The sequence below is a fragment of the Fulvivirga sp. M361 genome, assembly GCF_007097395.1.
GTDB lineage: Bacteria > Bacteroidota > Bacteroidia > Cytophagales > Cyclobacteriaceae > Fulvivirga.
The window spans coordinates 32,438-47,589 of sequence record NZ_VKDC01000008.1; the positions used below are offsets into that span (position 1 = coordinate 32,438).

Below are 15,152 nucleotides of genomic sequence, written 5' to 3' on the forward strand. Positions count from 1 at the left end.
GCAAAATATTTTTATGGCTTGTATCAAATACAAGCTCCGTTTCGCCATGCTTATGGCAAACGCTTCCACCATTAAAAAATCACACGTATGACTTTTAATAAATTTTTAATGTGCCTGCTCATTGTTTGGCTGTGCACTACAACGCTATCCGCTCAAAAGGCCGGGCATGTAAAACTGCTGGATGAAGTTACCTTCGCACCAATCGTGGGAGCTATATTTCTATATGATACTCAATCCGGCATCTCTAATGAGCAAGGTACTATCGAGTTCATTTATACAGAAGGCAGCACTATGAAGTTATCACATGTTAACTATGGCAAATGGCAGTTGGACGATCTTCAGGTAAAGGACATGATCCAACAGCAACAGCATTATCGTGAGAGCATCCCTCTTCAACTATATCCTGTTACCATTATTGCTGTTAAGTCTAAAGAAATCCCTTCAGACAAACTTCAAATTGATTACCAGGACAGGATGGCCCATGATGGCGCCACCTTACTCAATCAGACTCCTGCGATCAACAGTATTCGAAAAAGCGGGAACTATGGGTTTGACCCTGTTTTTAGAGGTTTTAAATATGACCAGCTCAATATAGTAATGAATGGAGCTCAAAGTGCCACGGCAGCCTGCCCTAACCGTATGGACCCACCCACCAGCCAGATGGTACCCAATATGACGGACAGGATCGAAATACTTAAAGGCCCGCATGCACTACGCTATGGAGCAGGTTTTGGAGGAACAATAAATTTCGTTTCTTCCAAACCACGTTTTTCAGAACAATCTACCACGTATGGAAGGCTGTCCGGGGGGTATGAAAGTAACAGCAATATATTCCGAAGCGAAGCGATAATAGGGTTTAGCGGCCAAAAATATGACGCAGGAGTTTTTAGTTCCTGGTCGCAGGGAAATGATTATACTGCTGGAAACGACAGTAAGGTACAAGCTGATTTTTCAAGAGGAAGTTTTGGTGCAAACCTCGGGCTGAGACTGACTGATCGTCAACAACTACAAGTATTAGCCATTTACAACCTGGCCCGGGATGCGGACTTCCCGGCCTTACCCATGGACCTGCGCGAAGACGACACCTGGATGTTTAACGCCCGGCATGAAATAAGCATTAATAAAGGCCGCCTTACCTCCTGGAATACCACCGTGTTTGGATCATTTGTCGATCACTTAATGAACAATTTTTTAAACCCCCTGGACCCTCGAATGGTCAATGCCGAAACCCTGGCTACTACTTATAATTTCGGTGGACGAACGGAAGCAAAATGGCAATACAAATACGGTATATTGTTTACAGGTGCCGATCTAAGAGTAGAAGGAGCAGAAGGCACCCGGGTACGTGAATTTTTAATGGGACCTAATGCCGGAAATACTTTAGAAGATAATGCCTGGCAAAATGGTCGTATCAGTAAAACAGGACTCTTTGCGGAATACAATTTCAATAAATACGCCTATAGATTTGTTTTTTCAGGAAGGCTGGAGCTTAACAACGCCGACATTTCTGACCCCAGGCCGGAGTTCACCCAGATCTATGCGGAAACCCAGGAAACCCGTATAAACCCCAGTTTCAGTCTCGGGGTCTCACGAGATTTAAAAAAAAATACCGCAATAGGGTTATGGATGGGACGTACCGAGCGTAGTGGAAGCTTAACAGAACGTTTTATCAATTATTTCCCCGTAGGACAGGACCCATTCGAGATGTTGGGTAACCCGGACATAAAGCCTGAAACAAATAATCAGGTGGATCTGAATTTCACTTGGAGTACAAATAAAACTGCTTTGAACGTTGATGTATTTGCCTCCTACCTTCAGGATTTCATTTCCTCGGTAATTGATACTACCTTAAGTCCGCGCCTGCCTAATAGTCCGGGTGTTCGTCAATTTGTTAACATTGATGAAGCCTTTAAAACAGGCTTTGAAATAAACTGGACCCAAGACCTTTTAAAAGGTCTGCAACATCAATTAGGGATCGCTTATACTTATGCCCAGGACCTTGAAAGAGATGAGCCTTTACCAGAGATCGCTCCCCTAGATTTCAGATATACTCTTCGAGGTAACTACCTAAAAAATAAATTACAGACAGAGCTAATTTTCCGGCATGTATTAGAACAATCGCGAATTGCTACAGAGTTCGGCGAAACGGTTAGTCCTGAGTTTTCTCTTCTGGACGTAAAAGTATATTACAAGGTATCTGATACTTTCAAATTAAGTACCGGAATAAACAATATTATGGATGAAAATTATTATGAACATCTTAACCGTTCGGTAAGGGGGGCAGGTGGCCCTATTTTTGCGCAGGGCAGAAATTTCTTTGCATCTTTTAATCTTAAATTCTAGTGTTACCAGTGAATATTTGTTGGTTTGCAGGTATTTTATTTTGATAATTGAAAAAGGGGATGAACAGATCCATCCCCTAAATCCGGATTGACTTATAATTCTGATGTTTTTATCATCAACATGTGATAATATATAATATTTTTGCTCCAGTGCATATTCATTTATTTGACGAAAAAACCGTACGCCAAAAGCTACTTCCACTTACGTATACACGTCCGGTGGCTGAAATCAGGGTGGGCATACTTACCATAGCAGAGAAGTGGCAAAAATGGCTTAAAAAACCTGTGTTTTATCAAACAGAGGAGTATCTTGCCAACGCCTTCCCCTCTCATAAAACAACTGAAAAGCTCTTTATTAATGGGGCAGTTTGCCCTAATAATGAACTAATTACACAAATAGAGCACCTTCAGGCAGGGCAAGCTTTATACTATGATAATATACTTATAGCAGGTAAAAATGAAGGTTCGACCGATCTGTCCAGATTAAAAAAAATTGTATTTGAAAGCCATCTCAATATCATAGATGAGCGCTGGAAAATATTTAAACTAAATGCTGCGGAGATCAAATCGGATTTTGGTCTTATCACGGCAGGCAGGACATCGGCTGCATTGACTGACCCTCATACCATTGTTTATGGAAAAGAAAATTTGTTCATCGAGGAAGGAGCCGTGGTAAAGGCAGCTATTATTAATGCAGAAAAAGGACCGGTATACCTGGGAAAAAACACCCAGGTCCTTGAGGGGGCGATCATCAAAGGCTCATTTGCCCTTTGTGAAGGTTCTACTGTGAATATAGGAGGAAAAATGAGGGGTGACACAACTGTCGGCCCCTATTCCAAAGTAGGTGGCGAAGTGAGTAATTCTGTAATTTTTGGCTATTCTAATAAGGGCCACGAAGGCTATCTTGGAAACTCGGTACTTGGCGAATGGTGTAACTTAGGCGCTGACACGAACACTTCCAACCTTAGAAATGACTACGGCAATGTGAAAGTCTGGAGCTACTTAGACAATGGTTTTCAAGATAGTGGTCAGGAGTTCTGCGGCCTGGTAATGGGTGACCATTCTAAATGCGGGATTAACACCATGTTCAATACCGGTACAGTGGTAGGTGTTTCAGCGAACATTTTTGGAGCCGGTTTCCCCAGAAACTTTGTCCCTTCTTTTTCCTGGGGAGGGTCCGCCGGGTTCCTTACCTACCGGCTGGATAAGGCGCTCGATGTGGCCAAAAAAGTGCAGGAACGCAGACGTAAAGATCTCAATAATACAGATCAATCCATTTTAAAAGAGGTATTCAGGCAATCGGCACAATACCGCATTTGGGAGAAACAGGAGGCATGAGGTTTAGCGATATCACCGGACTTTCAGACGTAAAAGAGAAGTTGATCAACTCAGTAAAAAATGATCATGTAGCGCACGCACAACTATTTTTAGGTAAGGCAGGCAGCCCAAACCTGCCTATGGCGCTGGCCTACGCTGCTTATCTGAACTGTGAGCAGCCGGGAGAAAGCGATGCCTGCGGAAACTGTCCGGCCTGCGTGAAAAATCATAAATCCATCCATCCTGACGTACATTTCGTTTTCCCGGTAAGCCCCACAAAAAACATTACCGGTAAAGATGTCATTTCCACCAACTTCCTGAAGACATGGCGTGAATTCCTCACCTCTTCCCCTTTTGGCAAACTGGAACAATGGGCAGCACACTATGGAGGAGAAGACAAACAGGCCAATATTTCAAAAGAGGAAAGCAGGCAGATCATCAAAAACCTGAGCTTAAAAGCCTTTGAAGGGAGGTATAAGGTCATGATCATATGGCTACCTGAATACATGCACCCTTCATCGGCCAATGGCATTCTGAAGATATTAGAGGAGCCGCCGGAAAGAACCATTTTCCTGTTGGTGTCAAACGACGCTGAAAAGCTGCTGGCCACGATCCTGTCAAGGACACAGATCATTACAATACCTGGTTTTTCGGATGATGAACTGGTCACTATCCTTACTGAAAAACATGAAGTGCCCAAAGAGCAGGCACAGCGTTTTGCACATCTCGCTGATGGTGATCTGACCCTGGCGCTTAGACTGGTAAATAATGTAGAAGATGATAACCACCAGTGGTTTGCCGCCTGGATGCGTGACTGTTTTAAAAGAGACTTCACCTCGATGGTACAAAAATCAGACACTTTTCATGGCATGAACAAAGTGGCACAAAAAAGCTTACTGGCCTATGGCACTAACATGATGCGAGAAGCACTAATAAGGCAAATGGCACCTGAATTGGTGCGGGTCAACGGCCAGGAAAATCAGTTTATTGAAAACTTTAGTAAAGTGATAGATGAAGAAAAAGTAAGGGCCATCACACCCCTTTTGAACGAAGCGCAATTTCACCTCGAACGTAACGCAAGCGCCCGCATCACTTTTCTTGACCTTTCACTACAAATCTCGCGGATCATCAAATGACAGAACCGATAAAAATAGGCACACGAGGCAGTAAATTAGCTTTATGGCAGGCGCATTATGTAGCTGACAAACTAAATGCCACTGGTATTGATACCGAAATTGTCACTATAGAAACTCGTGGTGATAAAATATTGGATGTATCCATCGCCAAAATAGGTAGTAAAGGTGTGTTCACGGAAGAAATAGAGGACCAGTTGAAAGAGGGAAATATTGATATAGCCGTCCACAGCGCCAAAGACATGCAATCTGAGCTACCGGAAGGGTTCGAGTTAATTGCTTTCACAGAGCGTGAAAAAGTAAACGACGTACTGGTCAGCGAAAATAGGTCGCTTAGCCTCAACGATCAGGAGCTAATCGTGGGTACTTCCTCTACACGACGGGTGGCAGTACTCAAGCACCTGTACCCACATGTAAAAACAGTGGCCGTGAGAGGTAACCTACAAACACGCATAGCTAAGATGAAGGAAGGAGCATGCGACGCATTAATGCTGGCGTATGCCGGAATGTACCGTATGGGATATGGTGACCTGATTGTGGCAGAACTACCCCTGACAGATTTCATCCCTGCCGTCGGGCAGGGAAGTGTAGCTATAGAATGTGCTTTGGAACTGGCTGAACCAAAAAAAGCAGCTATTACCCATGCACTGAACCACTCCATAACGGCCTCACGCCTGAACTGTGAACGTGCTTTTTTACGCGAGCTACAGGGAGGGTGCAGTATCCCTGTTTTTGGATTGGCACATGTTATGGAAGATCAGATCAAGATAGAAGGCGGTATTATCAACCTGGAAGGTACTGAAGTGATCAGAAAAACCAGGTCCGGAAATATAAAAGACGCTAAACACATAGGCAGTGACCTGGCGAAGGAAGTGCTGAAAGCCGGAGGGGACAGGATACTGGCGGATATCAAAAGTAAACTTTAAGAACCAACCACCAGACTTAAAAAATATGAAAAAGCTATTCTTAGGCATTGCATTAGGCACATTATTCCTGTCTTGTGCCACTGACAAAGACTACCTGATCACTATTAAAACGGACCATGGCGACATGAAGGCCATCCTTTACGATCAAACGCCGAAACACAAAGAGAATTTCCTCAAACTGGCAAAAGAAGGTTTTTTTGACAGCACCCTTTTCCATCGTGTTATCAAAGATTTTATGATCCAGGGGGGTGACCCTAACTCAAAAAACAGCGCGCCGGGGTCACCGTTGGGTAATGGAGGCCCCGGTTACACGGTACCCGCCGAATTCAATAAGGAGCTTTTTCATGAAAAGGGAGCACTGTCCGCTGCACGCCAGGGAGACCGTACCAACCCCAAAAAAGAAAGTAGCGGCAGCCAGTTTTACATCGTTCAGGGGAAGAAATGGACAGAAAAAGAACTCTTGACCGATGAAAATAAATTGAACGCCGCCGTACAGCAGTTGGTGGGCCGTAGTGACCAGGATTCCATTCGTCAGCTACTGATGAATATCTACCAAACGGAAGGGCCACAGGCCTATGGCAAGAAAATCATAGAAATGAAAGATTATGTGGCCAAGGTGATGCAGGTGAATGTGGATAAAACCACTACTCCTGAACGACTAAAGACCTATACTGCTGTGGGAGGCGCACCACATCTTGATGATCAATATACGGTATTTGGTAAAGTGATAGAAGGCCTGGAAGTAATCGACAAGATCGCTGACCAGCCTACCAACAGAAGGGATCGTCCGGAAGAAAATATTATGATGATGGTGGAAGTAGAAGAACTGACTAAAAAGAAGATCACTAAACTTTATGGGTATGAATACCCGGAAGAAAAAAAGTAGTTTCAAGCATTGTACCAAACCCTGGAGATTTACATAAGTGCTTAAGTTCATCATCCATGGAATAGCTATCGCCTTTTTAACAGTGCTCACTCAAGTAGGGGGCATTGTTTATCTGATCGTTTTAGCGCTCTCGAACCGTTATCAACTCAACCTACTCAAATCTTCGGGGTTATTTCTAGGTACATATATGGTAGTATGTTTACTCATCCTCCCGTTCCTGGCCCCAATGTTCGGCCGGGTGGCGCTTCCTGTAACGGGAAACCTTAAACCGCTGAACTATATTACCTGCCTTCTGAACAGGCACTATGTCAGGACAGAGCTCAGGGAACAATTAGTAGGTGTGTCCGACCGGATAAATAAGCAATTTGAAGGAACCAAAACCAATTACCTGGATGCTAATTTTCCATTTTACGATGGCTTTCCCCTTTTTCCCCATTTAAGTCATAATGACGGCAGAAAGGTAGACATCGCTTTTTATTATACTAACCAAGAGACTAAAGCCTATTCAAATTCAGCCCCTTCGTTTATTGGCTATGGTATTTATGAAGGACCGGCAGCTAATGAAACTAATTACCCAAAACAATGCGCCGACAAAGGGTATTGGCAATATGGCTTTTTGAATTACCTGATACCCCACTGGAAAGCAGATAAATTTTCCGTGGATGTGAAAAGGACCGGAACACTTATTCGTTCATTAGCTACTGACCAGCGAACTTCAAAGATCTTTCTTGAGCCACATTTAAAACAACGGTGGAAACTCGGTGGCTATAATAAAATAAGGTTTCATGGATGCCAGGCTGTAAGGCATGACGATCATATTCATTTACAACTATGAAAATACTAATAACAGGCTCCAATGGCCTTTTAGGGCAGAAACTTGTGGACCTCTTAAGCGTAAACAAAGCGGTAGAGGTAATAGCCACAGCACGTCATAAGAACCGTTTACCGGAGCATTGGGAGGGTTACACGTTTGCCGAAATGGACATTACTGATCCAACACAAACCGACGACGTGATCGCTCGTTATCAACCGGATTGTATTATTCATGGCGCCGCCATGACCCAGGTAGATGACTGCGAACTCAATCAAGAGGAATGCTGGAAACAGAATGTCACTGCTGTAGAGTACCTCATCCATGCCGCCCAGGGCATAAATGCCCATTTCATTTATGTATCCACGGATTTTATTTTCGATGGTCAAAAAGGACCTCTTGATGAAAGTGCTGTGCCGAACCCCATCAACTATTACGGCGAGTCGAAGCAGGAAGCAGAAAGGCTTGTTCAGCAAAGCGGACTGGACTATGCTATTATAAGAACAGTGCTGGTATATGGCATTACCCATGACATGAGCCGGTCCAATATTGTACTTTGGGTAAAGAACAGTCTCGAATCAGGTAAATCCATCCAGGTAGTCAATGACCAATGGAGAACGCCTACACTGGCCGAAGACCTGGCCATGGGATGCTACCTGGCGGCTCACCATAAGGCTTGTGGCATTTACCACATCAGTAGTGATGAAATGCTTACTCCTTATGACATTGCCATGAAAACGGCCCATTTCTTCCAACTGGATGCTTCGCTCATTAACAAAACCGATGGTTCCCGGTTTACACAGCCTGCCAAAAGGCCACCTAAGACAGGGTTTATCATTAAAAAAGCCAGAAAAGACCTGGGGTTTGCCCCTCATACTTTTAATGAAGGGCTGGCGCTAATGGCCAAACAAATGAGATAATTCATATCATTTTTCTAATCCATCCTAACCAGCAAATCAGTCCATTCTTCATGATCCGCCAGAGATTGGCCGGATAGCTCGACTGGCTTTTCCTGAGGTTTCTTATTTTCCTGGTGAACAGATAAATATACAGGTACCTCAACGATACGCTCTAAAAACACCGTATCAGCTCTTTGTACTATAAAAACGGTATCTACCACCGGTTCGGCAGCGATGGTCACAGTTTTTTGTACGATCACTTGTCTTTCAGGCACGGCAAAGAACACCACAAAGATCCCCATGATCAATAGCAGAACTCCTATGTAAGCTGGCATTTTATAGTTCAGCACACGGACCCATAACGGTTTGTGTTTTGATTTCATCCGGGTCACCAGCGACTGCCTGACATGGGCACTAACAGCCATTTTTTCCTCACGGGCCGCAGTTTTCACTATGTGGCTTAACGGATGAAACACTTCTTCTCCACCTAATTCAGCTTCTACCCACTCTCTTTCTTCAGCAGTGAGCTCATCATATCGCTTGGTAGTCAGAAGGTGGTCCAGTTTTTCAGAATGTTTATTTTCCATTTTCTTTCATCATTACGTTTTGATCTGCACTCATAGACTTTAATAGCCGTTTTTTTATATAATGCAACCTGGATTTAATGGTCCCCTCGGATGTTTCAAAAACGGCCGCCAGCTCTTTGATAGAAAGCTGTTGCTGATATCGCAGTAAAAATAGTTGCCGCCTGTCTTCTTCCAGGTCATTCAGCCTATGATGTAGCTCATCTTTTAGTATTTTTTCATCCATTTTTTGATCGACGTCAGGATGATGTACATGATTCCCATTCAGTTGGTCCCGGTAATCCATTTCAAACTGCCTTTTTCGATAAGCATTCTTACACATATTGGACGCCACCTGAAACAACCACGGTGCAAGAGCCCGGTCGGCGTTATACACGTCCGGCCTTTCGATGATCCTGGTAAATAAGTCATGGACAAAGTCTTCAGCCATCGTATCATCTGACCATAGCATTCTGTAGAAAAAAGCCTTCATCCTACCTGCATACCTGTCGTATACGACTTCAAACGCACGATGGTCCCCGTTTTTCACCAAGACCATCAATTGCTCATCTGATTTGTTTTTATAGGATTTAAAAAGTCTCAACAAGTTACTCTTCAATTACCTCCATAAATGGTCTGAATCCCACCGTTATATCCGAGCCTTCGTAAGTATTAACGCTGGTTATCGTACTTTCATCTGGCACATGGTTCCAACTGCCGCCCATGGCTTTCCCGTCTTCATCAATCATCTCCCCGACATTTCCTATGACATCAAATAACCCCAACTCATTGGGAAAATAGGTTCCAGTCGGGGACATAAGTGACCACCCGTCCCCTTTAATTCCGATTGGGCACAGGATCTCTTCAGGTGCTTTTATATTGGCCAGATAACAGTCCTTATGGTTGATAATGCTATTTCTTAACTCAAAGTCGCGCATACCCCATGGGTAACTTACAGTAAAATCCGCCAGGTCACGCAAAGCCCTGGATTTCTTTTTACCATCTGCGCCCGGATACACATTGACTATATTCTCCCGTAAGTTCCATGATGTAAATTCTTTATACCCCAGTGCGGCCATCGTCCATTCTTTTTGGGTAGGGAGTCTGAAACGCACTCGTTTGTATGCTCTGTCAGCTTGTTGATTGTACTGAAAAGTAAGCCATTGGCAATATGCCTTAGCGGCTTCAAAGGTCATGTCGATAGCCGGATACCTCCAAACGTCATCCATTTTGGACTTCGAAACCCTGGCAGCCTGGGCATTTACCGGGCTATAGTGATACCCGCTAAGAAACGTACCTGTAAATTCATCATACTTTGACAGATCGGCCTTTGACTTTTCGTACAGTTCGGTGTAACCGTTCTGCCGTAAATAATCCAGGAAAAACCAATACTCTTTGTTGGTCAACTCCATTTGTGAGGCATAGAGATTGCCTTTAATCCTCATCATACTTCTGTCCAACTCCTTAATATCTAATTTCACAGGTTTGAAACGCACGTTCTTCTTATCACTACGGCTATCCAGAAGCATGGTCACACGATTTTTTATTTGAGACCGGTCTGCCAGTGTAAGTATCATATCCTGCCATTTTTGTGCATATTCAGCGTTGCCTGTATTGTCATAGTATTCTTTGAGTAAGAAGAATGGAAGGATGTAATTTGCCTCATACACTTTTCCCGTAGCTGTTTTAGGCTCTCCATTCAGGTCTAAGGTCAAATAATCAATCAGAAACCGGGTTTCAATATTCTCTTTAAGCATCTTATAGTGATCGAATACCTTTTCACTATGAAGAGAGGTAAGACCTACCACATAAAGCCTTTCCTCCATACCATTGACCTGATCATTAGGTAGTGTGAGTGCGTAAAAAAAGTTGTCATCAGGATTTAAACCCGGTAACCTGCTGATAAACTCTCTGTATGCCGTTGATGTTACTTTTTCTTTCCCATTCAGCTGATTCTCCATCATCCAATGGGTCAGGTAATCAGGGTTTTTGGCCAGGTCAATATCTAATACTCTCACATCCTGGCGTACCTTCAGTACATCCTGAAGAAGCCAGACGGGCACCGTGGCCGTTTCTCCCTGAACTACCAGTATACCTTTATCTCCTACTGACATCAGTTCATTGTATGAATAATTTAATAAACTAGGATAGATAACTTTTCTATCGGACAGTTCTTCTAACAGTTTTTTTCTTTGAGGCCGGTCTCCAAGCACTTCAGCCATTAGAATACGCTCTGATAATAACTTCTCAGTGTCCGGAGCTTTCTGTATTGCCAAACTCAATTCTTCTATACCTTCGTCACTCCATCCAAGCATTTGAGACCTGGCATAATGCGCTTCATGGGTGTTTTCAAATTTCAGACTTATCTCGCCTGCCACAGCTGACAGTTCCTGTGCTGTGGCCCCGGCATATTGCATGGCTTTAAAGTATTCCAGCCAGCCCATTCTATCCTCAGGCTTTTCAGCAAGGTAGGATTGCCAGGACCGCACTTTTTCCTCATACCAGTCACGCGCCTGGATCTCGGTTAACTTGGAAGGTATATTTTTCGGCCGTTCGACGGTTGCGGCTACCAGCGAACCTATGGGGACAAACAAGGCAATGATCAGTTTTAATAGCATAGTGCAATATTTTGTGAATGACTGTGTGAATCACTAAGTAGTACACTTGAAGAACATCGGGGTTCAATCACAGCTCATTTTTTTCAATGCTGTGCATGACAGCCGATGATACCCGCCATTCCAAAGAAGAAATAAGCAATACTTCAGGCCGCTGTCATTACATGCCATCCAGTCAAAATCTTTAAATATGGAAACTACTGTTGATGAAAACCCGGCATTTCATTGACAACTCATATTTTGCCTTAAAGTGAGTTATACTACTTGGGTATGGCAATAATTAGTTACTCTCTAAGATCAGGAAATCCGTTATTTCACTCTTTCTCGCGTTCTTTTTTGATAGCCTGGCTTAAAAAGAAGATAAAGCCTCCAACGACTACTCCTAAAATAAATACCATTGCGAAGATGGATGAAAGACTCATACTGTTTTCTTTACAAATGTTCTGTACAGGTATCGGTTGGTGAATATCCCTACCAGCAATACTACCACCCATTGGGTTACAATAGAAGCATTGCTATAGACGTCAAATACATTCCAGTTGCCTTCAGCGTCCCACCATGGATAGGATGAATACCCCTGGCTCATCCACCAATAGACCAGGAAAACACCCAGGCCGACATTAAAGATCAACGCCCAGCTGAAATACTGTGTAGGAATGGAAAAATCAGAATCCGTGTCTATAAACTCTTTTTTGAATTTACCCGGACCATATTTTAGTACGGCAATTATGATTAACAAGCCCGTAACAATAAGCCCAATACCCCATACCCAGTCCTGGTTATTAAAAAAGTCAAGGGAGTAAGCGGAAGGCAAGCCAAAAATGACACAAAATATTCCAGCCCGGATCGCTGCGGACTTCCTGGTAAATCCCATGTCATGTAAATTACTGATGAACAATTCAAGCATAGGAAGCAGAGAACTGAAAGCGGCCATAAAAAACGCTAAAAAGAACACTACAGAAAGTATGGCTCCGCCTGTAAACGTTGAAAACAGCCTGGGAATGATGGTAAATGTCAAGGCCTGGTTCCCACTTTGAAGGAACGAAATAGCCTCCGCATCACTCGCAGATAACGCAAATACAGCCGGCAATATGGCCATGCCCGCCATAAGAGAAGCGGTATTATTGCCGAACCCGCCTATAAATGTATTGAGTACCACATCTTCCTTTTTCCTGGAATACGACGAAATGGTAATGATCAGTCCCCATCCGGCACCGGTAGACCATGCGGACTGCGACAACGCTTCTATCCATATCGTAGGGTCGGAAAACTGGTTGAAATCTACAGAAAACATATACTCCAGCCCTTTGAAGCCATTTTCCATACTCAGGGACAAAGCTGTGATAATAACAAGTAAGCCGAATAAGCTTGGTATCAATACTTTATTGGCCTTTTCCAGTCCTTTTTGGATGCCTTTTATCAGTACTACGATCCCTATGATAACAGCTACGGAGAAAAGTATAACAGTCAAATGACTCCCATTGGAAATACTCTGCCAGTACTCATTAAGGTACTCCGGGTTCTTTTCGAGGCGTCCGGCAATGGTTGGTGTCCCTGCCATGAAAGAATACAGGTTTTCCAGCGACAGCCCCAGGTAACGTAAGGCCCAACCGGTAACTACCGAATAATAAAAGGCAATACCCAGCGTACATGCGGTAATGAAAAAACCACCCCAGGCCATTTTTTTTCCGGCAAGCTGGCTAAAACCACCAATTACACCCTGGTGATATTTCTTTCCAATAGAAAACTCAGCCATCATCAGAGGAATGGACCATACCAAAAGGAAGAAGATCCACAATAGTAGGAAAGCGCCTCCGTACTGCCCGGCCAGCCGGGGAAATCTCCACAGGTTACCAGCGCCTATGGCCATTCCTAAAGAAGCAAGGATAATTCCCCACCGGTTACTAAATTCCTCCGTTTTACGCACTACTCTTTTAAGTTGGCGTTAATGATAGAGAAAAAAAAGCAAACGAACGAATTGGAAAGTGTTAATCAAATGTAATGTCCTGGAACGACCTAGTCAAAAAGCTCGTGTATGGGTTGCCCCGTAACGCCATTAGGTAATTTGATCTCAAGCATCATAGAAAGCGTAGGTACAATATCTGTAATAGGATGATATTTAACCGAAGATCCTTGTTTGATCCCTGCTCCGTACCAAAGCATAGGTACATGTGTATCGTAGCTGTAAGGCGAACCATGTGAAGTACCCACTTTACGACTTGTCGCTAACCATCCGGGACGTAGCGCGTACAATACGTCGCCTGAACGGCTTTGATTATATCCTCTTACCATCATTCCTTTTACTCCGGAGGTGTTAAAATCCATAGTTCTAAGTGTTGAAGCTGCATAGCACTCTGCCACGCCTTCTATACTTATCAGGAATTCAACCAGTTCTTCCTGTACATCACTCAAAGAGAGTCCCTTAGACCTTACCTGATCCCTGTTCAGAAAAAGTTGATTATTACTGATGGTCTCTACCCAGTCAGCATCTTCATATTTCTGATCCATAAATGCCTCAACCAGCTTTTTAACGTCTATTTGAAAATATCCGGATTGTACTTTGTTATCTATCAAGAACTGAGGCACATCTACTACAGCATGATCAGCGGTTAGAAATACGGTGTAGTTTCCTTCACCTACTTTCTGATCCAGTGCCTTGAGCAAAGCACTAATATTTTTATCCAGCCGAAGATAAGTATCTTCTACTTCCACTGAATTAGGCCCAAATTGATGACCGATGTAATCGGTAGAAGAATAACTAATGGCCAGAAAATCGGTATAATCTCCCTGTCCTAATTGTTCTCCATCCACGGCAGCCAGGGCAGCCTCGGTAAGAAAATCATTACCAAACGGACTGGAAGGCAAACGAGCATATTTCTTATCCCCGGGTAACTTTGACATATCATATGGAAACACCGGATCTTTGTCTCCTGATCTCACCTCATAAGGGGCATCATCAGGGCCGCTGGCTGTGTAGGTAGCCAGGTCATAAAGGGTAGACCAGGTTTGTTTCATGTAGCGGTCTGCTAATTTCTTTTTATTGAATTTTTGTACCCACTCCGGCAGTTCTTCATGATAGTAGGTACTGGTTATAAAGCCTCCGGTAGTATTGTCATACCAGTAAGCCTCTCCTGTATGGCCTGCCGGAAATATAGCTCCACGGTCTTTAATAGAAAGTCCAACTACTTTGGATCGCATCTGGTTTGAAAATCGCAGTTCGTCCGTAATGGAGGTTACCAGCATATTTTTTGGTGACATCTCGCCTTTATCGGAACTACTACCTACGGTTTGTACACTTTTATCTGAGGCGCAATAAACGCCATCTTTTGACACGTGATCATACCAGCTATTGGCAATTACGCCGTGAATGGCTGGTGTAGTACCTGTATAAACAGAGGTATGCCCAGGCCCTGTGTAGGTCGGGACGTAATTAAAATGAGCATTTTTGAAGTGATAACCTTCTTTCATCAACCGGTTAAAACCACCCTCTTCAAAGCGCTCGCCAAAACGCCAGAGGTACTCCTGCCGCATTTGGTCCACAATAATTCCTACAACAAGCCTGGGCTGTTGTGCAAATGATAAGGTAGTAATAAATAGGCCTATAACAACACTAAATGCTCTCATTGATTTGGGATGAATTTTAAAACGCAAATTTAATGA

The 15,152-nt window shown here is 43.5% G+C and carries 13 protein-coding genes; 7 read left to right on the top strand and 6 right to left on the bottom strand.

Translation table 11 applies throughout. The features are described from left to right. The first annotated feature begins 87 nt into the window (after window positions 1-87). From FNH22_RS10850 to FNH22_RS10880, 7 genes are all read left to right on the top strand, one after another. Window positions 88-2,343 carry a TonB-dependent receptor domain-containing protein gene (locus FNH22_RS10850; protein ID WP_143398400.1) on the top strand — a complete coding sequence of 752 codons (2,256 nt, stop codon included), beginning with the start codon at window positions 88-90 and terminating at the stop codon, window positions 2,341-2,343. Between the two features lie 149 nt (window positions 2,344-2,492). Continuing rightward, the gene (locus FNH22_RS10855; RefSeq protein ID WP_143398401.1) at window positions 2,493-3,680 is read left to right on the top strand and encodes a GlmU family protein; all 1,188 of its coding nucleotides are present in this window, start codon (window positions 2,493-2,495) and stop codon (window positions 3,678-3,680) included. Next, window positions 3,677-4,795 carry an ATP-binding protein gene (locus FNH22_RS10860; RefSeq protein ID WP_143398402.1) on the top strand — a complete coding sequence of 373 codons (1,119 nt, stop codon included), beginning with the start codon at window positions 3,677-3,679 and terminating at the stop codon, window positions 4,793-4,795. Before FNH22_RS10855 ends, FNH22_RS10860 begins: the two co-directional genes overlap by 4 nt. Next, window positions 4,792-5,718: a hydroxymethylbilane synthase gene (hemC, locus tag FNH22_RS10865; RefSeq protein WP_143398403.1), complete on the top strand. Its 927-nt coding sequence runs from the start codon at window positions 4,792-4,794 to the stop codon at window positions 5,716-5,718. Before FNH22_RS10860 ends, hemC begins: the two co-directional genes overlap by 4 nt. Window positions 5,719-5,743: 25 nt before the next feature. Then, window positions 5,744-6,604 (top strand): peptidylprolyl isomerase, encoded by an 861-nt coding sequence (locus FNH22_RS10870; RefSeq protein WP_143398404.1) that lies wholly within the window; start codon window positions 5,744-5,746, stop codon window positions 6,602-6,604. 37 nt (window positions 6,605-6,641) lie between these two features. Further along, on the top strand, window positions 6,642-7,439 hold the full coding sequence (locus FNH22_RS10875) for a hypothetical protein (RefSeq protein WP_143398405.1): 798 nt from the start codon (window positions 6,642-6,644) through the stop codon (window positions 7,437-7,439). Then, a complete protein-coding gene (locus FNH22_RS10880; RefSeq protein ID WP_143398406.1) occupies window positions 7,436-8,335 on the top strand; it encodes an NAD(P)-dependent oxidoreductase in 900 nt (299 codons plus the stop codon). The genes FNH22_RS10875 and FNH22_RS10880 overlap by 4 nt, the downstream gene beginning before the upstream one ends. Before the next feature lie 14 nt (window positions 8,336-8,349). Here FNH22_RS10880 and FNH22_RS10885 read toward each other — a convergent pair whose 3' ends face one another. The 6 genes from FNH22_RS10885 to pafA form a co-directional block, all read right to left on the bottom strand. After that, window positions 8,350-8,901 carry a hypothetical protein gene (locus FNH22_RS10885; protein WP_143398407.1) on the bottom strand — a complete coding sequence of 184 codons (552 nt, stop codon included), beginning with the start codon at window positions 8,899-8,901 and terminating at the stop codon, window positions 8,350-8,352. Beyond that, a complete protein-coding gene (locus FNH22_RS10890) occupies window positions 8,891-9,481 on the bottom strand; it encodes an RNA polymerase sigma factor (RefSeq protein ID WP_143398408.1) in 591 nt (196 codons plus the stop codon). The genes FNH22_RS10885 and FNH22_RS10890 overlap by 11 nt, the downstream gene beginning before the upstream one ends. A gap of 4 nt (window positions 9,482-9,485) precedes the next feature. Further along, entirely contained in the window at window positions 9,486-11,495 is a 2,010-nt protein-coding gene (locus FNH22_RS10895; protein WP_143398409.1) for an SUMF1/EgtB/PvdO family nonheme iron enzyme, read from the bottom strand. Between the two features lie 311 nt (window positions 11,496-11,806). Then, on the bottom strand, window positions 11,807-11,986 hold the full coding sequence (locus FNH22_RS32900) for a MetS family NSS transporter small subunit (RefSeq protein ID WP_370513180.1): 180 nt from the start codon (window positions 11,984-11,986) through the stop codon (window positions 11,807-11,809). Then, window positions 11,911-13,419, bottom strand: coding sequence for a sodium-dependent transporter (locus FNH22_RS10905; protein ID WP_143398411.1), 1,509 nt, complete (start codon window positions 13,417-13,419; stop codon window positions 11,911-11,913). Before FNH22_RS10905 ends, FNH22_RS32900 begins: the two co-directional genes overlap by 76 nt. 89 nt (window positions 13,420-13,508) lie before the next feature. Beyond that, window positions 13,509-15,116: an alkaline phosphatase PafA gene (pafA, locus tag FNH22_RS10910; protein WP_143398412.1), complete on the bottom strand. Its 1,608-nt coding sequence runs from the start codon at window positions 15,114-15,116 to the stop codon at window positions 13,509-13,511. Window positions 15,117-15,152 lie beyond the last annotated feature (36 nt).